This window comes from Aeromicrobium sp. Root472D3 (assembly GCF_001426485.1).
GTDB lineage: Bacteria > Actinomycetota > Actinomycetes > Propionibacteriales > Nocardioidaceae > Aeromicrobium.
On the sequence record NZ_LMET01000001.1, the window covers coordinates 2,183,007 to 2,205,076 of the forward strand.

24 protein-coding genes and 1 tRNA gene are annotated in these 22,070 nt (G+C 71.2%); 20 read left to right on the top strand and 5 right to left on the bottom strand.

Annotation, left to right across the window (positions count from 1 at the left end):
• Nucleotides 1-43 precede the first annotated feature (43 nt).
• The 4 genes from ASD10_RS10710 to ASD10_RS10720 all read left to right on the top strand — a co-directional run bounded on the left by ASD10_RS10710 (nucleotide 44) and on the right by ASD10_RS10720 (nucleotide 1,785).
• Nucleotides 44-877 carry an aminotransferase class IV gene (locus tag ASD10_RS10710; RefSeq protein WP_056608081.1) on the top strand — a complete coding sequence of 278 codons (834 nt, stop codon included), beginning with the start codon at nucleotides 44-46 and terminating at the stop codon, nucleotides 875-877.
• On the top strand, nucleotides 874-1,014 hold the full coding sequence (locus ASD10_RS18815) for a hypothetical protein (protein WP_157432548.1): 141 nt from the start codon (nucleotides 874-876) through the stop codon (nucleotides 1,012-1,014). The genes ASD10_RS10710 and ASD10_RS18815 overlap by 4 nt, the downstream gene beginning before the upstream one ends.
• Before the next feature lie 36 nt (nucleotides 1,015-1,050).
• Nucleotides 1,051-1,650 (top strand): hypothetical protein, encoded by a 600-nt coding sequence (locus ASD10_RS10715; RefSeq protein WP_056608083.1) that lies wholly within the window; start codon nucleotides 1,051-1,053, stop codon nucleotides 1,648-1,650.
• Nucleotides 1,651-1,713: 63 nt separating this feature from the next.
• Nucleotides 1,714-1,785, top strand: a tRNA-Val gene (locus tag ASD10_RS10720).
• Nucleotides 1,786-1,916: 131 nt separating this feature from the next.
• On the opposite strand, the gene ASD10_RS10725 is transcribed toward ASD10_RS10720, so the two are convergent.
• The 5 genes from ASD10_RS10725 to ASD10_RS10745 form a co-directional block, all read right to left on the bottom strand.
• On the bottom strand, nucleotides 1,917-2,102 hold the full coding sequence (locus tag ASD10_RS10725) for a hypothetical protein (RefSeq protein WP_157432549.1): 186 nt from the start codon (nucleotides 2,100-2,102) through the stop codon (nucleotides 1,917-1,919).
• A gap of 117 nt (nucleotides 2,103-2,219) precedes the next feature.
• Entirely contained in the window at nucleotides 2,220-2,783 is a 564-nt protein-coding gene (locus ASD10_RS10730; RefSeq protein WP_056608087.1) for a hypothetical protein, read from the bottom strand.
• A 55-nt stretch (nucleotides 2,784-2,838) separates the two neighbouring features.
• Entirely contained in the window at nucleotides 2,839-3,450 is a 612-nt protein-coding gene (locus ASD10_RS10735; RefSeq protein ID WP_056608089.1) for an acetoacetate decarboxylase family protein, read from the bottom strand.
• Nucleotides 3,447-4,889 carry an NAD(P)/FAD-dependent oxidoreductase gene (locus tag ASD10_RS10740; protein ID WP_056608091.1) on the bottom strand — a complete coding sequence of 481 codons (1,443 nt, stop codon included), beginning with the start codon at nucleotides 4,887-4,889 and terminating at the stop codon, nucleotides 3,447-3,449. Before ASD10_RS10740 ends, ASD10_RS10735 begins: the two co-directional genes overlap by 4 nt.
• Nucleotides 4,886-5,500, bottom strand: a complete 615-nt coding sequence (locus ASD10_RS10745) for a TetR/AcrR family transcriptional regulator (protein ID WP_056608093.1) — start codon at nucleotides 5,498-5,500, stop codon at nucleotides 4,886-4,888. Before ASD10_RS10745 ends, ASD10_RS10740 begins: the two co-directional genes overlap by 4 nt.
• Nucleotides 5,501-5,556: 56 nt before the next feature.
• Here ASD10_RS10745 and ASD10_RS10750 point away from each other — a divergent pair, with 56 nt between their 5' ends.
• The 16 genes from ASD10_RS10750 (at nucleotide 5,557) to secF (ending at nucleotide 22,012) form a co-directional block, all read left to right on the top strand.
• On the top strand, nucleotides 5,557-7,290 hold the full coding sequence (locus ASD10_RS10750; RefSeq protein WP_056608095.1) for an FAD-dependent oxidoreductase: 1,734 nt from the start codon (nucleotides 5,557-5,559) through the stop codon (nucleotides 7,288-7,290).
• 74 nt (nucleotides 7,291-7,364) lie between these two features.
• Nucleotides 7,365-9,353: a threonine--tRNA ligase gene (gene thrS, locus ASD10_RS10755; RefSeq protein WP_056608097.1), complete on the top strand. Its 1,989-nt coding sequence runs from the start codon at nucleotides 7,365-7,367 to the stop codon at nucleotides 9,351-9,353.
• Nucleotides 9,350-9,913, top strand: a complete 564-nt coding sequence (locus ASD10_RS10760; protein ID WP_056608099.1) for an HIT domain-containing protein — start codon at nucleotides 9,350-9,352, stop codon at nucleotides 9,911-9,913. Before thrS ends, ASD10_RS10760 begins: the two co-directional genes overlap by 4 nt.
• 35 nt (nucleotides 9,914-9,948) lie before the next feature.
• The gene (pgsA, locus tag ASD10_RS10765) at nucleotides 9,949-10,581 is read left to right on the top strand and encodes a phosphatidylinositol phosphate synthase (protein WP_056608101.1); all 633 of its coding nucleotides are present in this window, start codon (nucleotides 9,949-9,951) and stop codon (nucleotides 10,579-10,581) included.
• A gap of 108 nt (nucleotides 10,582-10,689) precedes the next feature.
• The gene (locus ASD10_RS10770; RefSeq protein WP_056608103.1) at nucleotides 10,690-11,730 is read left to right on the top strand and encodes a diiron oxygenase; all 1,041 of its coding nucleotides are present in this window, start codon (nucleotides 10,690-10,692) and stop codon (nucleotides 11,728-11,730) included.
• Between the two features lies 1 nt (nucleotide 11,731).
• Entirely contained in the window at nucleotides 11,732-13,408 is a 1,677-nt protein-coding gene (locus ASD10_RS10775) for an FAD-dependent oxidoreductase (RefSeq protein ID WP_056608105.1), read from the top strand.
• 58 nt (nucleotides 13,409-13,466) lie between these two features.
• Nucleotides 13,467-14,402 (top strand): pyridoxal 5'-phosphate synthase lyase subunit PdxS, encoded by a 936-nt coding sequence (gene pdxS, locus ASD10_RS10780; RefSeq protein ID WP_082556146.1) that lies wholly within the window; start codon nucleotides 13,467-13,469, stop codon nucleotides 14,400-14,402.
• A gap of 342 nt (nucleotides 14,403-14,744) precedes the next feature.
• Nucleotides 14,745-15,356 carry a pyridoxal 5'-phosphate synthase glutaminase subunit PdxT gene (pdxT, locus tag ASD10_RS10785; RefSeq protein ID WP_235501807.1) on the top strand — a complete coding sequence of 204 codons (612 nt, stop codon included), beginning with the start codon at nucleotides 14,745-14,747 and terminating at the stop codon, nucleotides 15,354-15,356.
• A 67-nt stretch (nucleotides 15,357-15,423) separates the two neighbouring features.
• On the top strand, nucleotides 15,424-16,185 hold the full coding sequence (locus tag ASD10_RS10790) for a YebC/PmpR family DNA-binding transcriptional regulator (protein WP_056608108.1): 762 nt from the start codon (nucleotides 15,424-15,426) through the stop codon (nucleotides 16,183-16,185).
• A complete protein-coding gene (locus ASD10_RS10795; RefSeq protein WP_056608110.1) occupies nucleotides 16,182-16,610 on the top strand; it encodes a hypothetical protein in 429 nt (142 codons plus the stop codon). The genes ASD10_RS10790 and ASD10_RS10795 overlap by 4 nt, the downstream gene beginning before the upstream one ends.
• Before the next feature lie 70 nt (nucleotides 16,611-16,680).
• A complete protein-coding gene (ruvC, locus tag ASD10_RS10800) occupies nucleotides 16,681-17,220 on the top strand; it encodes a crossover junction endodeoxyribonuclease RuvC (RefSeq protein WP_056608112.1) in 540 nt (179 codons plus the stop codon).
• Nucleotides 17,217-17,807: a Holliday junction branch migration protein RuvA gene (gene ruvA, locus ASD10_RS10805; protein WP_056608114.1), complete on the top strand. Its 591-nt coding sequence runs from the start codon at nucleotides 17,217-17,219 to the stop codon at nucleotides 17,805-17,807. Before ruvC ends, ruvA begins: the two co-directional genes overlap by 4 nt.
• Before the next feature lie 17 nt (nucleotides 17,808-17,824).
• Complete coding sequence (ruvB, locus tag ASD10_RS10810; protein ID WP_235501808.1) at nucleotides 17,825-18,865, top strand: Holliday junction branch migration DNA helicase RuvB; 1,041 nt, start codon at nucleotides 17,825-17,827, stop codon at nucleotides 18,863-18,865.
• Nucleotides 18,866-18,981: 116 nt separating this feature from the next.
• Entirely contained in the window at nucleotides 18,982-19,272 is a 291-nt protein-coding gene (yajC, locus tag ASD10_RS10815; protein ID WP_056608118.1) for a preprotein translocase subunit YajC, read from the top strand.
• Nucleotides 19,272-20,909 (top strand): protein translocase subunit SecD, encoded by a 1,638-nt coding sequence (secD, locus tag ASD10_RS10820; protein ID WP_056608119.1) that lies wholly within the window; start codon nucleotides 19,272-19,274, stop codon nucleotides 20,907-20,909. The genes yajC and secD overlap by 1 nt, the downstream gene beginning before the upstream one ends.
• Complete coding sequence (secF, locus tag ASD10_RS10825; protein ID WP_056608121.1) at nucleotides 20,909-22,012, top strand: protein translocase subunit SecF; 1,104 nt, start codon at nucleotides 20,909-20,911, stop codon at nucleotides 22,010-22,012. The genes secD and secF overlap by 1 nt, the downstream gene beginning before the upstream one ends.
• Nucleotides 22,013-22,070: the final 58 nt, after the last annotated feature.

Consider the following 22,070-nt stretch of genomic DNA (forward strand, 5'->3'; position numbering starts at 1 on the left):
GCTCCTCGTCCACCCCAAACCGGGGTCGGCGTAGCGTGGCGGCATGCGCACATGGCACAACGGTCGTCTCCTGCAATCCCCGGACGAACCGTCGATCAGCGTCCTCGATCACGGCATGATCGTGGGCGACGGGGTGTTCGAGACGGTCCAGATCCTCCGCAACCAGCCGTTCGCACTGACCCGTCACCTCGACCGGCTCGTCCGTTCCGCGGCCGGCCTCGGCATCGGCACCCCCGACGTCGGGGCGGTCCGCGAGGGCATCGCGGCGACGATGGACGGCCAGGACATCGCCTTCGGCCGCATCCGCGTGACCGTCACGTCCGGACGTGGTCCGCTGGGTTCGCCGCGCGGCGACGGCGAGCTGACCCACGTGGTCGTCTCGGAGCCCTCGACGCAGCCTCCGCCGGTCGCGAGCATCGTCACGGTGCCTTGGCCCCGCAACGAGCGCGGGGCGCTCAGCGGGCTCAAGACGACGTCGTACGCCGAGAACGCGCTGATGATCGAGCACGCGCTGGCGCAGGGCGCGTCGGAGGCCGTCATGCCGAACACCCGCGGCGAGCTGTGCGAGGGCACGGGGTCCAACATCATGTACGTCGTCGGCGACCGGCTCATCACGCCGACGCTCGCCGCCGGCCCGCTCGCGGGCATCACGCGTGCGCTCGTGCTCGAGTGGTGCGCCGGCGAGATCGACGTCGTCGAGCAGGACGCCCCCATCGACGTGCTGCAGACCGCCGACGAGGTGCTGCTGGTCGGCACGACCCGCGACGTCCAGGCGATCTCACGCGTGGACGACCGCGAGCTCGAGGCGCCCGGACCGATCACGCGGCTGGCGCAGCAGATCTGGGCCCGCGAGGCGGCCAAGGGCATCGATCCGTGACCGTCGACGACTTCGGCGTCCTGCAGGCGGTGCTCGACGCCGAGGCCGCTCGGGGCAACGTGGCGAGCGTCGACGTCGCGGGCGCGGCGCACCGTGGCGACGCTCCCGTCGCCCAGCTCGCGGGCGTGCTCGACTGAGGAGCGGTCGAGGCCGACTTCGAGCTCGGGCCGCTGGTGGCGTGGTGGCCGCGCTCGCCCCGCGAGTGGGACCTGGTCGACACCGTCACGGGTGCGACCGTCCGCAGCGGTTCGCCGGGGCCGCTGACGTGGTTGCGGCGGCACGTGGCCGCCGACGTGGTCGAGCCTCGACGACGTCTCGGGTGGCTGGCGGACGACCCGCGCCTCGGGCCGGGTCTGACGGAGCGACGGGCCCGCGTGCACGTCAGCGGGTCGGCCGTCGAGGCGTTCACCCGCATCGACCGCCTGCTGGCCGCTCTGGACGACGTCGACGGCGTCCTGCCCGAGTGGTTCGTCGAGCTGTTCGCCCCGGAGCGGGACCGGGAGGGCTGGAAGGCGTACTTCCGCGAGCGGCGCCGCCTCGACCACGCTGAGCTGGAACGGGCAGGGTGGACGACCCGCTGGACCGAGACCGCGTGGAGGCGGTCGGTCTCGCCGACCGAACGCACCTGGCGGTGGCTCGACGCCGAGGTCGTGCACGAGCATGCGCTCGACGTGGTCGTCGACGTGATCGACGGCGCGCCGGTCGACTCGCTGACGTGGCTCCTGGCGTCCGTCGGCGCCGTGCGGTGCGGCCCGTTCGGCTCGGACGTCTGACGGTGCGCCGACCTCGCTGGAGACGGCCTGCCCCGGTAGGTTAGAGTCTTCGACGCACCACGCGGGCGATTGGCGCAGTGGTAGCGCGCTTCGTTCACACCGAAGAGGTCACTGGTTCGAACCCAGTATCGCCCACCTCAGAGAAGTCCCGGGAGACCGGGACTTTCTCATGTCCGGGGTCGGGCCGAGCCGCGGCGGACGCACGAATCGGGGTTTGTCCGCGTGGGTGCGGACAAACCCCGATTCTTATGTCCCGACGCGCTCGGTCAGGGGACGGCGACCGGTGAGCGCCGAGCCCGGCGGTGCTCCGCCCAGCGCGCCGAGATCGCCCGCCAGGTGATGAGCGACCCGAAGACCCAGAACGGCCAGAAGATCGCGCTGACGGCCGCGATGGCGACGGACTCCTGCTGCGTCCGGTCGAAGAGGCAGCGGCTGCGCCGGTAGCTCGCCACGAACACCGCCAGGGGGGGCGAGCACCGCGATCAGCGCGATGGCGACCTCCGCCGGGTGAGGCGACAGCGGGCTCAGCTCTTCCATGGGCGAAGCCTAGGTGACCGCAGGGTCGCGCCTCAGGCCACGCATGTCGCGGCGCCCTCGGGCGACTCGCTCGTCGTCTCGGGGCCGATCGTCCGGTTGCGCTTCGGGTAGACGAGCCGGTGCTCGTCGCCGCGCGCCACGGCCTGGACGTCCTCGGCCACGCAGCTGCCGTCGTCGAACCAGAACTCGAGGGTCGCCGGCGTCGCGGCTGCGGGCGCCTCGGGCAGGACGAAACCGCCGGCGTCCGAGGCCGCCCCCACCCAGGCGTCGTCGTCGGCCGGCACGGGCAGCCACATCTGTGTCCCGTTGACGGGCACCCTGCGACCGTCCACCGACACCGTCACGCCCATGAGCGACACCTCGACGTCCCGTGGGTTGCGCACCCGGGCGCCCACCGCCCCGGATCCGTCCGAGTTGACGACCAGCTGGGGGTCGAGCACGCGCAGGGGTGTGTCGTCGACCGGTGCGGCCACGGGGGACGCGACGACGATCGAGGGGGCGAGCGCCGTGCGGTCTCCCTCGACCAGGACGACGCCGGCCGCGGCGACGAGAGCGATGCCGACGACGGCCGTCGCGGCGAGGAGGGCACGCTTCATGGATCCACCTGGGGTGAGAGAGGTGAGCCCAGTGTGGGGATGCCCGGACAGGCTGTCAACTACCGGGACGACGCCGTCCGAAGAGCATCCGGAACGGCCGGATCGCCAGTGTCAGGAGCGGCTTGCGGCCGTGCAGGAACGCCAGTGGTCCGTCGTCGGCGAACGACCACCGGGCGGATGCCACGCCGAACCGCATGCGACCGGTGACGGGTGACACGAGCAGGCTGCCGTGCTGGTCCTGAGCGATCGCGAACCCGGCCGGCAGCGCCCGCGGGAGCCGCCGCACCCGCCGCAGGGCGACGGACCCGATGCCCCGGGCGATGTACGACCGGTGCGTCACGACGTCGAACCCGGCCAGCTGCTTGGGGATCGCCCACAGGTCGCGTCCACCGTCGCGCGACGCCTCGCTGTCGACCCAGATGTGAGTGATCGACACGCGCACCCGCCAGCCCTGGCGCACCAGCACCGTCGACATGATCTCGTTGTACGTCAGCGGGCTCGGCCGCTCGTACACGAAGAACGCGGCACCGACGATGCCCCGCCCGAACAGCGTGACGGGCCGGGTGGCGGGGGAGTGCGGCGCGGGCAGGTCGGCGAGCGGCACGAGCCACGTGCCGACGTAGGCGTGGCCGTGGAGGTCCCACGGCTCGGGGGGATAGGACGTCATGACCAGCGGAACGCTTCCGGCTCGAGCACCTTGGTGCGCTGGGCGTACGGGTGGGTCGAGCCCGGCCAGTTGGACGTGATGCGGCCCGACGCGTGGCGGTACCAGCTGTCGCAGTGCGCCCAGACGGAGTGGGAGAGCCGGCCCTGGACGTCGTGGTCGTACGCCTCCTCGGCCTCGGGCGTCACCTCGACCGCGCGGTACGACCCCGCGACGAGGCGGTCGACGGCCTGACGCATGTGCCGTGCCTGCGCCTCGAGCATGTAGACGATCGATCCGCCGCCGAGGTTGGTGTTGGGTCCGTAGGTCACCAGCAGGTTCGGGAAGTTCGGCACGTAGATGCCGAGGTAGGCCCGGGCGCCGTCCTTCCACTGGTCGGCGAGCCGGCGTCCGCCGACGCCCGTGATGTCGATCGACTCGAGGAACTCCTGTGCGTCGAAGCCCGTCGCGTAGATGATGACGTCGACCTCGTGGACCGTCCCGTCGGCCGTCTGCACCCCGGTCGGGGTGACGGCGGTGATGCCGTGGTCGACGAGGTGCACGTGGGGCCGGGCGATCGCCGGGTAGTAGCTGTTGGCGAACAGGATGCGCTTGCAGCCGACGGGGTAGTCGGGCGTCAGCTTGGCCCGCAGCTCCGGGTCCTTGATGCGCGCCTTGAGGTGCTGGCGCGCCAGCGTGCTGATGCCCTTGCCGACGAGCGAGTCGTCGTCGAGCCCGCGCGAGAACTGCTCGGCCAGGCCCCACGAGCCGGCCCTCTCGGCCTTCAGCGCCCCGGGCGCGTGCCGGAGCATGCGGCGGTAGACCGGACCGAACCGCTGGTCGGGCTTGGGCAGGATGTACGACGGCGTCCGCTGGAAGACGACGAGGTCGGACGCCTGCTCGGCGACGTGCGGGATGAACTGGATCGCGCTGGCCCCCGTGCCGACGACCGCGACGCGCCGGCCGTCGAGCTCGACGTCGTGGTCCCAGCGGGCGGAGTGGAACGACTGTCCCTCGAACGTGTCGACGCCGGGGATGCGCGGCAGCACGGGCTGCGACAGCTGGCCGACGGCCGACACGAGCACGTCGACCGTCTGCTCGTCGCCGTCGTCGAAGCGGACGGTCCACGTCGAGGCCGACTCGTCGTGGTGGGCCGCGACGACGTCGCGGCCCAGCTGGACGAGCGGGGTGATGCCGTACTTGTCGGCGGTCGAGCGGATGTAGTCGAGGATCTCGGGCTGGACGCCGTAGCGAGACGACCACTCCGCCGACGGCTCGAACGAGAAGGAGTACAGCGGTGACGGGACGTCGCAGGCGGCGCCCGGGTAGGTGTTGTCGCGCCACACGCCACCGATGCCGTCGGCACGCTCCCACAGCCGCAGGTCGGTGTGGCCCGCGCGCTTCAGCTCGATCGCGACGGCCAGGGCGCCGAAGCCGGATCCGATGATGCCGATGGAGGTCATGAGTCGGTGCCTTCCGTGGGACGTGCGGGAGTCGGAGGGGTCTGCCGGACGAACAGCAGCACGCTGTCGGTCAGCAGGTCGAGGGCCTCGTCGCGGGTGAACGTGCCGCGCTGCAGCCACTCGCGGCACACGGCCTTGGTCAGGGCCGCGGTCGGACGCAGTCGCGCGCGCAGGTGCGGCGTGTCGGGCAGGCCGAGGGCGTCGAGCACGAGGCGCGCCGCACGGTCGTCGGCCTCGTCGACGACGGCCTGGATGTCGGAGCTGCCGTGCAGGTTGGCCGCGCCGCTGGCCGCGACCCAGGCCTGCCCGTACGTCGTGGCCGCCTCGAGGATCCAGTCCATCGTGAGCCGGGCCCGCTCCTCGACGCTGCGGCCGTCGTAGTCGGGCAGCGCCCGCTCCGGCATCGTGATCGACTCGCGCATCACGGCCAGGAAGAGCTCGCGCTTGTCGCCGAAGTAGTGGTTGATCAGCCCGCGCGCGACGCCTGCGGCGTCGGCCAGCTCGCTCGTCGACACCGCGTCGTACGGGCGGTCGGAGTACAGCTCGCGCGCGGCGTCGATGATCTGCTGTCGTCGCTCGGCGGGTGCCAGACGGAGTCGCGGGGCGGCCATGGCACCAGTTTCGCGGCCTATTGGCACAGTGTCAACAAGAGTCGTATGCTCGGGCCATGAGTTCGTACGACTACGACGTCCTGGTGGTGGGTTCCGGCTTCGGCGGGAGCGTGGCGGCCCTGCGGCTGACCGAGAAGGGGTACCGCGTCGGCGTCATGGAGGCCGGTCGCCGCTTCGAGGACGACGAGCTGCCGAAGAACAGCTGGGACGCCCGCCGCTACCTGTGGGCGCCGTGGGCGCGGTGCTTCGGCATCATGCGCATCACGCTGCTGCGCGACGTGCTGATCGCGAGCGGCACGGGCGTGGGTGGCGGGTCGCTCGTCTACGCCAACACGCTCTACGAGCCGCTCGACGCCTTCTACCGCGACCGCCAGTGGGCCCACCTGGCCGACTGGAAGAGCGAGCTGGCGCCGCACTACGCGCAGGCCAAGAAGATGCTCGGCGTCACGACCTACCCCGGCAGCAGCCCCGCCGACGAGCACCTGCGGGCGCTCGCACGCGACTACGGCGTCGAGGACACGTTCCACCCCACCGACGTCGGCGTGCTGTTCGGGGCCGACCACGGCGTCGCACCCGGCGAGCCCGTCGCCGACCCCTTCTTCGGCGGCGCCGGACCCAACAGGACGGCGTGCATCGACTGCGGTGCCTGCATGACCGGGTGCCGCCACAACGCCAAGAACACGCTGGTCAAGAACTACCTGCACCTGGCCGAGAACGCCGGCGCCGTCGTCCACCCGCTGACGACCGTCACGGACGTGCGTCCCCGCCGGTCCGGCGGGTACGAGGTCCGCACGCGGCGCACCGGCAACCCCCTGCGGCGGCGCAGCTTCACCGCCGAGCAGGTCGTGTTCGCCGGCAACGCCCTCAGCACCCAGCGACTGCTCCACCAGCTCAAGGAGACGTCGCTGCCGCGCCTCTCGCCGCGCATCGGCGAGCTCAGCCGGACCAACTCCGAGGCCGTCCTGACGGCTCGCTCGATGCGTCGCGAGGCCGACTACACGCCCGGGGTCGCGATCACGTCGTCGTTCCACCCCGACGAGCACACCCACGTCGAGGTCTGTCGGTACGGCGTGGGATCGAGCGCGCTGGGCCTCATCAACGCGCCCTTGGTCGACGGTGGGCACGGCGGCTCGCAGCTCGGCGCGGTCGTCAAGGCGTACCGGATGCTGGGGCTGCGGCGCGCACTCGCGATCCACAACCCGCGCCGGTGGGCCGAGCAGTCGATCGTCGTGCTGGTGATGCAGACGCTCGACAACTCGATCACGACGTACGTCAAGAAGGGCCTGCTCGGGCGCCGCATGACCAGCCGGCAGGGCGTCGGCGACCCCAACCCCAAGTGGATCCCGATGGCCAACAAGGTCGCCCGCGACCTCGCAACGGAGGTGGGCGGCAACGCCGGCAGCTCGACCGCCGACCTGGCCGGCATCCCGATGACCGCCCACTTCATCGGCGGGTGCGTCATCGGCGACTCCCCGGCCACGGGCGTCGTCGACCCGTACCAGCGGGTCTTCGGCCACGAGGGCCTGCACATCACGGACGGATCGGCGATCACCGCGAACCTCGGCGTCAACCCCTCCCTGACGATCACGGCCCAGGCCGAGCGGGCGATCGCGCTGTGGCCCAACAAGGGCGAGGCCGACGCCCGTCCCCCGCTGGGGCAGCCCTACGTCCGGGTGCCGGTCGTCGCGCCGGTGCGTCCCGCCGTCCCCGAGGGCGCTCCCGCCGCCCTGCTGATGCCGGTGCCGGAGATCCCGCCGCGCGCACCGCACCGGGCGCGGGTCCGCGGGTGACGGCGGGCACTAGGGTGGTGCCAAGCAGCACGCGCCATCCGTAGGGCGCGTCACACCGAACGAGGAGCTCCACCGTGTCCGACATCCAGATCACCGTCAGCTCAGAGGGTCGATCCGTCGAGGAGGGCACGAAGGCCTGGCAGCTCTTCGCCGACTCGCCCGACGTCATCGCGGCGCGCGTGGGCGGCGAGCTCAAGGACCTCGCGTACCCGCTCGTCGAGGGCGACGAGGTCGAGCCGGTCGCGATCGACTCGGCCGACGGCCGCGACATCCTGCGCCACTCGACCGCTCACGTCATGGCGCAGGCGGTGCAGGAGCTGTTCCCGCACGCCAAGCTCGGCATCGGCCCGCCGATCGTCGACGGCTTCTACTACGACTTCGACGTGCCCGAGCCGTTCGTGCCCGAGGACCTCGTCAAGATCGAGTCGCGCATGCGCAAGATCGTCAAGGAGGGCCAGAAGTTCGACCGGCGCGAGGTCAGCGACGACGCCGCGCGCGTCGAGCTGGCCGACGAGCCCTACAAGCTCGAGCTCATCGGCCTGAAGTCGACCGCCACCGGCGACGTGGAGGGGGCGGCCGAGGGCGCCAGCGTCGAGGTCGGCGAGGGCGGCCTGACGATCTACGACAACCTCAAGCGTGACGGCTCCGTCGCCTGGGGCGACCTGTGCCGCGGCCCGCACCTGCCGACCACCAAGCGCATCCCGGCGTTCAAGCTCATGCGCAGCGCGGCGGCCTACTGGCGCGGCAACGAGAACAACAAGCAGCTCCAGCGCATTTACGGCACCGCGTGGGAGACCAAGGAGGCGCTCGACGAGCACCTCCACCGCATCGAGGAGGCGCAGCGACGCGACCACCGTCGCCTCGGCACCGAGCTCGACCTGTTCAGCTTCCCCGACGAGATCGGGTCGGGCCTGCCGGTCTTCCACCCCAAGGGTGGCGTCATCAAGCGCGAGATGGAGGACTACGTCCGCCGCCGGCACATCGAGGAGGGCTTCGAGTACGTCGGCACCCCCCACGTGGCGAAGGAGGGCCTGTTCTACACCTCGGGCCACCTGCCGTACTACGGCGAGGGCATGTTCCCGGCGCTCGACATGGACGGCCAGGACTACCGCCTCAAGGCCATGAACTGCCCGATGCACAACCTGATCTTCCGCTCGCGGCAGCGCTCGTACCGCGAGCTGCCGCTGCGCCTGTTCGAGTTCGGGCACGTCTACCGCAACGAGAAGTCCGGCGTCATCCACGGGCTGACGCGCGTGCGCGGCTTCGCGCAGGACGACTCGCACTCGTACGTCACCCCCGAGCAGGCACCCGACGAGATCCGCCACCTGCTCGACTTCGTGCTGAGCCTGCTGCGCGACTTCGGCCTCGACGACTTCTACCTCGAGCTGTCGACCCGCGACGACTCCAAGCCCGACAAGTTCATCGGCTCCGACGCCGAGTGGGAGGTCGCGACCAAGGTGCTCGAGGACGTCTGCCTCGAGAGCGGTCTCGAGCTCGTGCCCGATCCCGGCGGGGCGGCGTACTACGGACCGAAGGTCTCGGTGCAGGCGCGCGACGCGATCGGACGCACCTGGCAGATGTCGACGATCCAGTACGACTTCAACATGCCGTCGCCGCCGCGGTTCAACCTCGAGTACGTCGCGGCCGACGGCTCGCGCCAGCAGCCCGTCATGATCCACTCGGCCAAGTTCGGCTCGATCGAGCGGTTCATGGGCGTCCTGGTCGAGCACTACGCCGGCGCGTTCCCCCCGTGGCTCGCGCCGGTGCAGGTCGTCGGCATCCCCGTGGCCGAGCGGCACGCCGACTACCTGTACGACCTGACCAAGCGGCTCAAGACGCTGGGCATCCGGGTCGAGGTCGACGACTCCGACGAGCGGATGCAGAAGAAGATCCGCAACGCGCAGCTGCAGAAGGTGCCGTTCATGCTGATCGCCGGCGACAACGACGTCGAGGGTGACGCGGTGTCGTTCCGCTACCGCAACGGCGAGCAGGAGAACGGCGTCCCGGTCGACGACGCCGTCGAGCGGATCGTCGAGGCGATCCGCTCACGGGTCCAGGTATGACCTCCGGCGGCGACGGGCCCGACGCCCCCCGCGAGCAGGACGGCGTGGGGGAGCCGGACGCGTTCGAGCGCCTGTGGACGCCCCACCGCGTCCGCTACATCAAGGGTGAGGGCAAGCCGTCGACGTCCGACGCCGTCGACTGCCCGTTCTGCCGCATCCCCGCGATGGACGACGCCGAGGGGCTGATCGTCCACCGTGGCGAGCACGCCTACGCCGTGCTGAACCTGTACCCGTACAACGCCGGGCACCTGCTGATCTGCCCCTACCGCCACGTCGCCGACTACACCGACCTGGACGCCGACGAGACCGCCGAGGTCGCGTCGCTGACCCAGACGGCGATGCGGGTCATGCGCGAGGTCACGAGCCCCCACGGCTTCAACCTCGGCATGAACCAGGGCGACGTCGCCGGCGCCGGGATCGCAGCGCACCTGCACCAGCACGTCGTGCCCCGGTGGGGCGGCGACGCGAACTTCCTGCCCGTCATCGGGCGGACCAAGACCATGCCGCAGATGCTCGGCGAGACCCGCGAGATGCTCGCGGACGCCTGGCCGGCGCACTGACCTCGAGACCCGACCTCAAGAGTAAAGGGAACACCGTGCTCGAACGCTTCCGCCAGTTCTGGACGAACATCTGGGCGCCGCTCGGCGACCTGTTCCTCCGGCTCGGCATCACGCCCAACCAGGTCACGGTCGTCGGCACGCTGGGAGTCAGCGGCGGGGCCCTGTTCTTCTTCCCGCGCGGCCAGTTCTTCGTCGGCGTCATGGTCGTGACGGCGTTCGTCTTCAGCGACCTGATCGACGGCTACATGGCCCGCAAGCTCGGCAAGGCGTCCAAGTGGGGGGCGTTCCTCGACTCGACCCTCGACCGGGTCGGCGACGCCGCGGTGTTCGGCGGGATCATGCTGTACTACACGACGTCCGACGCCGAGGCCGACCTCGGCGACCCGCGCATGTACCTGTACCTGAGCCTCGCGTGCCTGGTGCTCGGCAACCTGACGTCGTACGCGCGCGCACGGGCCGAGAGCCTCGGCATGACGGCCAAGGGCGGCATCGCCGAGCGGTCCGACCGGTTGGTCGCGATCCTGGTCATGACGGGCTTCGCGGGCCTGCTCGACCTGCCGTTCCTGCGCGAGATCACGCTGTGGGCGCTCGCGATCGCATCGCTGATCACGGTGTTCCAGCGCATGCGCATCGTGTACGACCAGACGGTCGACGACCCCGCGCTGTGACGCATCGGTCGTGACAGTCGCGATGTGACAGATCGTATGTGACATCGGCATTGACACATACCCTCGGTATCCCACATGCTGTGAGGACCGCCACACCGAGGAGTGCCCATGTCTCAGACCCTGGACCACCACAGCGCCCAGCACGACGCCGAGCTGCCCGACATCCCGGTCGACGTCAGCCCCGAGCAGTACGCCGACATCCTGCGCTCGCTGTCGCAGGCGTCCGTCGACCGTCACTTCGACGCCTTCGTCGACGTCCCGTGGGACCACCCCGACTTCCAGGTCCGTCCCGACGACCCGCGCTGGGTCCTGCCGTCCGACGTCGACCCCCTCGGTGCCCACCCCTGGTACCAGGCGCAGTCGCTGGAGCGTCAGATCGCGATCGGGCAGTGGCGCCAGGCCAACATCCTCAAGGTCGGCCTGCAGTTCGAGAACATCCTGATCCGCGGCATCATGCAGTACGTCTTCACCCTGCCCAACGGCTCGCCCGAGTACCGCTACCTGACGCACGAGGCGACCGAGGAGTGCCACCACACCCAGATGTTCCAGGAGACCGTCAACCGCATCGGTGCGCCGGTCGAGGGCATGCCGTGGCTCATGCGCCGCGTCGCCGGCCTGCTGCCGTGGGCGGGGTCGGCGGCGCCCTACGCGTTCTTCATCGGCGTGCTGGCGGGGGAGGAGCCGATCGACCACACCCAGAAGGGCGTCCTGCGCAGCGGCAAGGAGCTGCCGCCCGTGCTGTCGCGCATCATGGAGATCCACGTCGCCGAGGAGGCCCGTCACATCTCGTTCGCGCACCACTACATCCGGCGCAACGCGCCGCGGCTCGGGCCCGTCGAGAAGGTCGTCATCTCGCTGCTGTTCCCGGTCATCATGCGGGTGCTGTGCGACGTCATCATGGTGCCGTCGAAGTCGTTCCGGCGTGAGTTCGGCATCCCGCGCTCGGTCATGAAGGACCTCTACTGGCGTGCCCCGGAGTCGCGCGAGCGTCTGCAGGAGCTGTTCGGCGACGTGCGCATGCTGGCCGACCAGGCGGGCCTGCGTCGCAGCCGGGCGTCACGACTCATGTGGCGCCTGTGCCGCATCGACGGTCGCGTGTCGCGCTACCGCAGCGAGCCCCCCGTGGTCTTCGCCGCGCCCCGGGACTGACGTGCCCCACGTCGTCACCCAGGCGTGCTGCGGCGATGCCTCGTGCGTGTTCGCGTGCCCCGTCAACGCGATCCACCCGACGCCCGACGAGCCCGACTTCGGGCTCGCCGAGATGCTCTACATCGACCCGGTGTCGTGCGTCGACTGCGGCGCGTGCGTCACGGCGTGCCCCGTCGGCGCGATCAGCGCCCACGACAGGCTGACCGCCGAGCAGCTGCCGTTCGTCGACATCAACGCCCTGTTCCACGAGACGCCGCGCTCGTACCCGGCGCAGGCTCCCGTCACGCCGCTCGTCGCACGGACGTCGACCGACCGGCTGCGGGTCGCGATCGTCGGCTCGGGCCCGGCAGCGCTGTTCGCGGCCGACGAGCTGCTGAAGCGGCCGGGCGTGCGGGTCACCGTCATCGACCGGCTGCCGACGCCGCACGGCCTGGTGCGGGCTGGGGTCGCCCCCGACCACCCGTCGACCAAGACCGTCGAGGGCCTGTTCCGGCACATCGAGGAGCAGCCGGGCTTCCGGTACCTGCTCGGTGTCGACGTCGGTGTCGACGTGACGCACGACGAGCTCGCGGCGCACCACCACGCGGTGGTCTACGCGACCGGTGCCTCGCACGACCGCCGGCTCGGGATCGCCGGCGAGGACCTGCCGGGCAGCACGACGGCGACCGACTTCGTGGCCTGGTACAACGGCCACCCCGACCACGCCGACCGGACGTTCGACCTCTCGGGCCACCGCGCGGTCGTCATCGGCAACGGCAACGTGGCCCTCGACGTCGCGCGGGTCCTCGCGACCGACCCCGAGCGACTGGCGGGCACCGACATCGCCGACCACGCCCTGACGGCCCTGAGGGCGTCCGCCGTGCGCGAGATCGTGCTGGTCGGTCGTCGCGGCGCCGAGCACGCGGCGTTCACGCTGCCCGAGCTCGTCGGGCTGGTCGAGCGGGACGACATCGACGTCGAGGTGCACGGCGACACCCTCGTCGTGCCGGCCGGCACCGACGTCATGACGGCACGCAAGCTCGACCTGCTGCGCGAGGCCGCGGCCCGGCCGCGGCGCCCCGGCGCGCGCACCATCGTGTTCCGGTTCGCGAGCTCACCCCAGGTCGTCGACGCAGACGGCGACGGTCGTGTCGCCGGCGTCGGGCTCGTCCGCAACGACCTCGTGCCGGACGGCGGGGGAGTCGTGCGCGCGGTCGCGACCCGCGACGTCGAGACCGTGTCGGCCGGGCTGGTGCTGCGGTCGATCGGCTACCGCGGGGTGGCCCTGCCCGGGCTGCCCTTCGACGCCGCGTCCGCGACGGTGCCGCACGCGTCCGGCCGGGTCGACGGCATGCCCGGCACCTACGTCGCGGGCTGGATCAAGCGGGGTCCGAGCGGCTTCATCGGCACCAACAGGTCGTGCGCGCAGGAGACCGTCGACGCCCTGGTGGCCGACGCCAACGCGGGGCTGCTGACGGAGCCGGCGGGGGCGTCGAGCGAGTTCAGGCGGCTGGTCGGGGACCGGGTGGCGGCCGCGATCGACCTGCGCGGCTGGCGTGCGATCGACGCCGCCGAGCGGGCCGCGGGCCGGACGGAGGGCCGTCCGCGCCGCAAGATCGTCCGGCTCGACGCGATGCTCGAGGCCGCCTCGACGTCCGCCGCGTCGCGCCGCCGCCGGCCCCGGCTCGTCCGTCGCTGAGCCGCTCGTCCGGCATGTGTCCGGCAGATCGTCCCCGGCGTCTCGGGAGTAGACTGAAATGACGACCTCCAGCAGAACGAAGGACACCGCAGTGAGCAACGAAGCAACGTCAGCCGGCACCGGAACGTCACGCGTCAAGCGTGGCATGGCAGAGATGCTCAAGGGCGGTGTGATCATGGACGTGGTCAACGCCGAGCAGGCCCGGATCGCCGAGGACGCGGGCGCCGTGGCGGTCATGGCGCTCGAGCGGGTCCCGGCCGACATCCGGTCGCAGGGCGGCGTCGCACGCATGTCCGATCCCGACCTGATCGACGGCATCGTCGCCGAGGTCTCGATCCCCGTCATGGCCAAGGCGCGCATCGGCCACTTCGTCGAGGCGCAGGTGCTGCAGAGCCTCGGCGTCGACTACATCGACGAGTCCGAGGTGCTGACGCCCGCCGACTACGTCAACCACATCGACAAGTGGAACTTCACGGTCCCGTTCGTGTGCGGCGCGACGCACCTGGGCGAGGCGCTGCGTCGCATCACCGAGGGCGCGGCGATGATCCGCTCCAAGGGCGAGGCCGGCACCGGCGACGTCTCGAACGCGACGGGCCACATGCGCAAGATCGGTGGCGAGATCCGCCGCCTGCAGTCGCTGAGCGAGGACGAGCTGTACGTCGCCGCCAAGGAGCTGCAGGCCCCGTACGAGCTCGTCAAGGAGGTCGCCGAGGCCGGCAAGCTCCCGGTGGTGCTGTTCACCGCCGGCGGCATCGCGACGCCCGCGGACGCGGCGATGATGATGCAGCTGGGCGCCGAGGGCGTGTTCGTCGGCTCGGGCATCTTCAAGTCCGGCAACCCCGCCGAGCGCGCTGCCGCGGTCGTCAAGGCCACGACGTTCTACGACGACCCCGACGTCATCGCGAAGGTCTCGCGCGGCCTGGGCGAGGCCATGGTCGGCATCAACGTCGACGACATCCCCGAGCCCCACCGCCTGGCCGAGCGCGGCTGGTAGGTCTGGACCGGCTCCGCCGGTCCCCGCGACTCCGTCGCGGCCTGCGCTCCGCGCAGGACGATCTGGCCTTCGCTCGCTGCGCTCGCTCGGCCTCGTGGTGGCGTCGCGTGGTGGCGGGGAGAGTATGATGCTCCTGCCGGTCTGTGAGAGGTATGGGAGTGCCTCGCACCGCGGACCGGTGAGAGGGAGTTCAGACCCGTCCGACGTTCGCGTCGGACGACGAGACCGACCTCGTGCGGCGGCGGTGGCGTATCCCCTGGGGGACCTCGGTCCTCTCACGCCATCGCCGTCGTCACACCGGGCATGAGTCGTCGCGCCGCACCCCTTCAGTAGGGTGGGCCGGTGCCCGCCTCCGCCCCCACCCCCGCCATCGGTGTGCTCGCCGTCCAGGGTGACGTGCGCGAGCACGTGGAGGCCCTGACCCGGTTGGGCGTCGACGCGTTCACGGTGAGGCGCCCCGCTGAGCTCGACCGCTGCGACGGGCTCGTGCTGCCCGGCGGCGAGTCCACGACGATGGCCAAGCTCGCCCGCACCTTCGAGCTGTTCGACCCGCTCGTCGATCGCATCCGCGGTGGCCTGCCGGCGTTCGGCACCTGCGCCGGCATGATCATGCTGGCCGATCGCATCGAGGACGGCATCCCAGGCCAGGAGACCCTCGGAGGGCTCGACATCACGGTGCGGCGCAATGCGTTCGGACGCCAGGTCGACTCCTTCGAGGGCGACATCGACGTCGCCGGTCTCGACGACCCGGTGCACGCCGTCTTCATCCGTGCACCGTGGGTCGAAGAGGTCGGACCCGCCGTGGAGGTGCTCGCCACGATCCCCGACGGCCCGGCAGCCGGTAGAATCGTCGCGGTCCGGCAGGGCAGCGTCATGGCGACCTCGTTCCACCCCGAAGTGGGCGACGACGATCGCGTGCACCGCTCCTTCGTCGACCTCGTCCAGCAGTCGTAGACCGTCGAGCACCCGGGGCTCGCTGAACCGCCGAACACTCGTTTTACAGCCGAAGAGAGGGTCCCTCATGTCAGGGCATTCCAAGTGGGCGACCACGAAGCACAAGAAGGCCATCGTCGACGCCAAGCGCGGCAAGATGTTCGCCAAGATGGTCAAGAACATCGAGGTCGCCGCCCGCATCGGCGGTCCCGACCCCGACGGCAACCCCACGCTGTACGACGCGATCCAGAAAGCCCGCAAGTCGTCGGTGCCCAAGGACCACATCGATCGCGCCGTCAAGCGCGGCGGTGGTGTCGGCGCCGACGCCGTCGACTACACCACGATCATGTACGAGGGCTACGCCCCCGGCGGCGTCGCGCTGCTGGTCGAGTGCCTGACCGACAACAAGAACCGTGCCGCGATGGAGGTCCGCACCGCGATGACCCGCAACGGCGGCACGATGGCCGATCCGGGCTCGGTGTCCTACATGTTCCACCGCAAGGGCGTCATCATCGTCCCGCAGGAGCAGGAGGGCGGCCCGACCAACGAGGACGACGTCCTGGTGGCCGTCCTCGACGCCGGCGCCGAGGAGGTCAACGACCTCGACGGGTCGTTCGAGGTCATCAGCGAGGCGACCGACCTCGTGGCCGTCCGCACGGCGCTTCAGGAGGCGGGCCTCGACTACGACTCGGCCGACGCGTTGTTCGTCCCGACCATGACGGTCGACGTCGACGTCGACGCGGCCACCAAGATCATGCGACTCATCGACGCCCTGGAGGACAGCGACGACGTGCAGAACGTCTTCGCCAACTTCGACGCCTCCGACGAGGTCATGGCCCAGGTGCAGTGATCGTCCACGACCCGTCGGGTGCCACCTGGCGGGTCAAGCGGCGGTGGCTGCCCTGGCGGCTCCGCAGGCGCGATCCGGAGCGGCTCGCCGACGTCGCCGACGCCGGTGGGGGCTCGCCGGACGACCTGCTGATCGGGCTGGCGATCTTCGTGGGGGTGATCGTCCTGGTCGTCGTGGTGCCGTTCATCGCGGTGCTGGCGATCATGGTCGCCGAGCTCCTCCTGCTGCTGCTCCTGCTGCCCCTGTTCGTGCTGCTGCGAGCCGCCGCGGTGGCCCGGTGGCCGGTCGAGGCGTGGAGGGCCGACCGGCTTGTGCGGGCCGAGGCGGTGCGCGGCTGGCGCACGTCGCACCACCGGATGCTGGAGCTCGCCGACGACATCCGTGGGGGGCGTCTGGCACGTCCCGGCGAGTCGCCGACATCGTGACGGGGGAGACCCGTAGGCTGTCGAACATGCGTTCTACCGCGATGGCGTCCCACGGCTCGGACTCGACCGCATGAGGGTGCTCGGCATCGACCCCGGACTCACGCGCTGCGGTGTCGGCGTCGTCGACGGCAGCGTCGGCCGGACGCTGTCGATGGTGCACGTCGGCGTGTTCCGCACCCCGGCCGAGCTCGACACCGCCCGCCGCCTGCACCAGCTCGAGCAGCTCATCGACGCCAGCGTGGTCGCCCACCGCCCCGACGTCGTCGCGGTCGAGCGGGTCTTCAGCCAGCACAACGTCAGCACCGTGATGGGCACCGCCCAGGCCAGTGGCATCGCGATGCTGGTCGCCGCGCGCCACGGCATCCCGGTGCACCTCCACACGCCCAGCGAGGTCAAGGCCGCCGTCACCGGCAGCGGCCGGGCCGACAAGGCTCAGGTCACCGGCATGGTCACGCGGCTCCTGCGGCTGGCCGAGGCGCCGAAGCCCGCCGACGCCGCCGACGCGCTGGCCCTCGCGATCTGCCACATCTGGCGCGGTGGGGCCCAGAACCGCCTGCAGGAGGCCATCGCCAAGGCCGAGCAGGCATCCCGCACGGCGGCGGTCCGGTGATCGCCCACGTCCGGGGCCCGGTCGCGGCCGTCACCCTGACGTCGGCGGTGCTCGACGTCGGCGGCGTCGGCCTGCAGGTCATGTGCACGCCCGGCACGATCGCGTCGCTGCGCATCGGGCGCGAGGTGCAGCTGTCGACGTCGATGGTCGTGCGCGAGGACTCCCTGACGATCTTCGGCTTCGCGACGCCCGACGAGCGCGACATGTTCGAGCTCGTGCAGACCGCGAGCGGCGTCGGCCCCAAGGTCGCCCAGGCGATGCTGGCGGTCCTCGACCCCGACCGGCTGCGCCAGGCCATCGGGCAGGGCGACCTCGCGACCCTGACGACCGTCCCCGGCATCGGTCGCAAGGGCGCCGAGCGCATCGTCGTCGAGCTCAAGGACCGCGTGGGCGTGACGACCACGGTCGCCGCCGGCGCAGCGTCGTGGCGCGGGCAGGTGCACGAGGCGCTGCTCGGCCTGGGCTGGTCGACCCGCGACGCCGAGGCCGCGCTCGACTCCGTCGCGGGCGACCTGCCGCCCGGTGAGGTGCCCGACGTCTCGACGATCCTGCGCGACGCGCTCCGTTCTCTGGCGAAGACCCGCTGATGCACGACGACGGACCCATGGACGACGGTTTCGAGGCCATCGTGGCCGAGGCGAACCCCGAGGACCGGGCGTTCGAGGCCGCCCTGCGACCCCGCACGCTCGACGAGCTCGTCGGACAGGAGCGCGTCCGCGAGCAGCTCTCGCTGATGCTCGAGGCGGCCGTCGCCCGTGGCCGCACCCCCGACCACGTCCTGCTGTCGGGACCGCCCGGCCTCGGCAAGACGACGCTGGCCATGATCATCGCGAACCAGCTGGGCGCCCCGTTGCGCATCACGAGCGGTCCGGCGATCCAGCACGCCGGCGACCTCGCGGCGATCCTGTCGGGGATCAACGAGGGCGACGTCCTGTTCATCGACGAGATCCACCGCATGTCGAGACCGGCCGAGGAGCTGCTCTACATGGCGATGGAGGACTTCCGGGTCGACGTGATCGTGGGAAAGGGGCCCGGCGCCACGGCCATCCCGCTCGAGATCCCGCCGTTCACCGTCGCCGGCGCGACGACCCGGGCGGGCCTGCTGCCCAGCCCCCTGCGCGACCGGTTCGGGTTCACGGCGCAGCTCGACTACTACGACACCGACGAGCTGCACCGCATCGTCGACCGGTCGGCCGGCCTGCTCGACCTGCGGGTCACCGACGACGGCGGGCGCGAGATCGCGTCGCGGTCGCGGGGCACGCCGCGCATCGCCAACCGGTTGCTGCGCCGGGTGCGCGACTACGCCGAGGTGCGCGCCGGGGGAGTCGTCGACCACGACGTCGCCCGCGACGCGCTGGCGCTCTACGAGGTCGACGAGCTGGGGCTCGACCGACTCGACCGGGCCGTGCTGACCGCCCTGTGCCGCAGCTTCGGCGGCGGACCGGTCGGCATCTCGACGTTGGCCGTCGCGGTCGCCGAGGAGCGCGAGACCGTCGAGGAGCTCGCCGAGCCGTTCCTGGTCCGGCTCGGGTTCCTCGCCCGGACGCCTCGGGGACGCATCGCGACACCGGCCGCCTGGCGCCACCTGGGGCTCGCGGTGCCGGCGGGCACCGACCAGCTCGCGCCGCCCGACGACCCTGGGTGATCACGCCGTGGCGTGGGGGAGCACCATGAGACGGTTGCCGGGCTAAACTATCCGACGGCCCACCGGCCATGGCCCGCTCCCGCGGGTCTCCTCACACGCACAACGGAGCATCCATCGTGAACGACTGGGCGTCCATCCTCCCCCTCGTCATCCTGGTCGTCGCCTTCCTGGTGCTGGTCATCCGACCGGCCCGCGCGAACCGCCGCCAGTTCCAGCAGCTGCAGAGCACGCTCACCCCGGGCCAGCACGTCATGCTCGCCAGCGGCATCTTCGGCGAGATCGTGACGATCGGCGACGAGACGATCGAGCTGCGCATCGCGCCCGAGGTGGTCGTGACGGTCAACCGGCACGCCGTGTCCCGCGTCATCGGGTCCGAGCCCACCTCCGAGCCGGGCACCGACGTCTGATGGCCGCCAAGACCACGCGCAGCGCCAACCGCGCGCGCCCCCAGCGCACCCTCGTCCTGTTCCTCGCCGTGATCATCGCGCTCTACGGCCTGGTCGCGCTGATCGGCGCCACGGACGACTCGAAGGACAACCCGTGGCACCCCAAGCTGGGCCTCGACCTCGAGGGCGGCACCCGCATCACGCTCGAGGCCAAGGCCGAGTCCGGCGGCGTCACCGCCGCGAAGCTCGAGCAGGCCAAGAACATCATCGACCAGCGCGTCAACGCCACCGGCGTCGCCGAGGCCGAGGTCACGACGCAGGGCAGCAACCAGATCATCATCGAGATCCCCGGTGAGCGCCGCGCGAACATCGTCGACCAGGTCGGCAAGACGGCGCAGCTGCGCTTCCGCCTGGTCTGGGCCGGCAACCTGCCGAGCGCGACGACCCCCGCCGACGTCACGGCCCAGCAGGCCGAGATCGACAAGGTCGACTGGTCCCAGCTGACGCTCGACCAGATGATCGCCGCCGAGACGCAGGGCGTCACGTCGCTGCCGGCCGAGTACCAGCCCGCCATCACGGCGCTCCAGCAGGAGGCCGCCGGCTTCGTCTGCGACCCCAACGGCGTCGACGTCGACGACACCGCCGGCAAGCCGCTCGTGACGTGCGACGCGTCGACCGGGCAGGTCATGATCCTCAGCCCGACCGTCATCCCCGGCTCCGACATCTCCGGCGCCGACCCGATGTACGACTCGCAGCGCGCCGAGTGGAGCGTCCAGCTCAAGCTCAAGGGCGACGGCAAGCAGGCGTTCAAGGACGTCACGACGGCGCTGACCCCGGCGCAGAGCCCGTTCGCCGTCGTGCTCGACGGCGAGGTCATCACCGCGCCCGCCTCGCAGGCCGCGATCACCAACGGCGTCTCGTCGATCACGGGCGGCTTCACCGCCACCACCGCCAAGGAGCTGTCGAACCAGCTCAAGTTCGGCGCCCTGCCGCTGACGTTCGGCGTCAACGGCAGCGAGGAGATCGGGCCGTCGCTGGCCGGCACCCAGCTGCAGGCCGGGCTCGTGGCCGGCGCGATCGGCCTGCTGCTGGTCGTCGTCTACTGCCTGCTCTACTACCGCGGCCTGGGTCTCGTGATCATCGGCTCGCTGCTCGTCGCGTCCGCCCTGACCTACGTCATGGTGCTGCTGCTCGGCAAGGGCGTCGGGTTCACCCTGACCCTGCCCGGCATCGCCGGACTCATCGTCGCGATCGGCATCACGGCCGACTCGTTCATCGTGTTCTTCGAACGCATCCGCGACGAGGTGCGCGAGGGCAAGTCGCTGCGCCTGGCGGTCGAGGCCGGCTGGACCCGCGCCCGCGGCACGATCCTGGCGGCCGACGCCGTCTCGATCATCGCCGCGCTGACGCTGTTCATCTTCGCGATCGGCGTCGTCCGCGGGTTCGCGTTCGCCCTCGGCCTCACGACGCTGATCGACGTCTTCGTGGTGTTCTTCTTCACCAAGCCGCTCGTCTCGATCCTCGCCCGCACGAAGTTCTTCGGCCAGGGGCACAAGCTCTCGGGCCTCGATGCCGGGCACCTGGGCATCTCCGGCCGCAAGGTCAGCGAGATCGCCCGGACGTCCCGCTCCGCCGGCACCGCTGGAAAGGTCTCCTGATGGGTCGCATCAGCACATTCGGTCAGCACCTCTACGAGGGGCGCGTCGCGTTCGACTTCGTCGGACGACGCAAGCTCTGGTACTCCATCTCGGCGGCGATCGTCGTGCTCGCGGCGCTCGCCTTCGTGGTGCGGGGGTTCAACTACGGCGTCGAGTTCAAGGGGGGCGTCGAGTTCACCGCGACGGTCCAGGTCGCCAACTCCGAGTCCGCCGACGACATGGTCACGGCGGTCGAGGACTCCGGCGTCGCCGAGGCCGGTGACCCGACCGTCCAGACCTCGGGCGCCGACACGATCCGCGTGCAGACCCGGGCCCTGACCCAGGACCAGGCCACGCAGGTCGCGCAGTCGCTCGAGGAGGCCGGCGCGTCCGAGGTCAGCCAGAACCTGATCGGCCCGACCTACGGCAAGCAGGTCGCCACCAAGGCGCTGACCGGTCTGATCGTCTTCCTGGTCATCATCGTGATCTTCATCTGGGCCTACTTCCGCGAGTGGCGGATGTCGGTCGCGGGCATCGTGGCGCTGGCGCACGACCTGGTCATCACGGCGGGCGTGTACGCGCTGTCGGGCTTCGAGGTGACGCCCGCGACCGTCACGGGCCTGCTGACGATCCTCGGCTACTCGCTGTACGACACCGTGGTGGTCTTCGACAAGGTGCGCGAGAACACGAAGGGCGTCCTGTCGTCGACGACCCGCACGTACGCCGAGCAGGCCAACCTGGCCGTGAACCAGACGCTCGTCCGCTCGATCAACACCTCGATCACGGCCCTGCTGCCCGTCGGCGCGCTGCTGCTCGTCGGCGCCGGCGTGCTCGGCACCGGGCCGCTCAAGGACCTCGCGCTGGCCCTGTTCGTCGGCATGGCGGCCGGCACGTACTCGTCGATCTTCATCGCGACACCGCTGGCCTCGCAGCTCAAGGAGCACGAGCCGGCGATCAAGGCCCAGGCCGCCCGCGTCATGGCCCGCCGCGCGAAGGAGGCCGCTGCGGAGCCGGTGGCCGTCGCATCGGCCGCCCCGTCGCGTCCCGTGCAGACGACCGGCTCGGCGAAGCGCGCGCAGCCCTCCCGCAAGCCGCGCTCCCAGCGCGGCAAGGGGGGTTCCTGACCCGACCCGTCACCCGTGCGTGACATCATGCTGACGACACCCAGTCAGCGGTGCGGGA

Bases quoted from the DNA above. Each gene is read 5' to 3' on its own strand.
- ASD10_RS10710 (WP_056608081.1), top strand. From the start codon at position 44: ATGCGCACATGGCACAACGGTCGTCTCCTGCAATCCCCGGACGAACCG.
- ASD10_RS10730 (WP_056608087.1), bottom strand. From the start codon at position 2,783: ATGAAGCGTGCCCTCCTCGCCGCGACGGCCGTCGTCGGCATCGCTCTC.
- ASD10_RS10735 (WP_056608089.1), bottom strand. From the start codon at position 3,450: ATGACGTCCTATCCCCCCGAGCCGTGGGACCTCCACGGCCACGCCTAC.
- ASD10_RS10740 (WP_056608091.1), bottom strand. From the start codon at position 4,889: ATGACCTCCATCGGCATCATCGGATCCGGCTTCGGCGCCCTGGCCGTC.
- ASD10_RS10745 (WP_056608093.1), bottom strand. From the start codon at position 5,500: ATGGCCGCCCCGCGACTCCGTCTGGCACCCGCCGAGCGACGACAGCAG.
- ASD10_RS10750 (WP_056608095.1), top strand. From the start codon at position 5,557: ATGAGTTCGTACGACTACGACGTCCTGGTGGTGGGTTCCGGCTTCGGC.
- ASD10_RS10760 (WP_056608099.1), top strand. From the start codon at position 9,350: ATGACCTCCGGCGGCGACGGGCCCGACGCCCCCCGCGAGCAGGACGGC.
- ASD10_RS10770 (WP_056608103.1), top strand. From the start codon at position 10,690: ATGTCTCAGACCCTGGACCACCACAGCGCCCAGCACGACGCCGAGCTG.
- pdxS (WP_082556146.1), top strand. From the start codon at position 13,467: ATGACGACCTCCAGCAGAACGAAGGACACCGCAGTGAGCAACGAAGCA.
- ASD10_RS10790 (WP_056608108.1), top strand. From the start codon at position 15,424: ATGTCAGGGCATTCCAAGTGGGCGACCACGAAGCACAAGAAGGCCATC.
- ruvC (WP_056608112.1), top strand. From the start codon at position 16,681: ATGAGGGTGCTCGGCATCGACCCCGGACTCACGCGCTGCGGTGTCGGC.
- ruvB (WP_235501808.1), top strand. From the start codon at position 17,825: ATGGACGACGGTTTCGAGGCCATCGTGGCCGAGGCGAACCCCGAGGAC.
- secD (WP_056608119.1), top strand. From the start codon at position 19,272: ATGGCCGCCAAGACCACGCGCAGCGCCAACCGCGCGCGCCCCCAGCGC.
- secF (WP_056608121.1), top strand. From the start codon at position 20,909: ATGGGTCGCATCAGCACATTCGGTCAGCACCTCTACGAGGGGCGCGTC.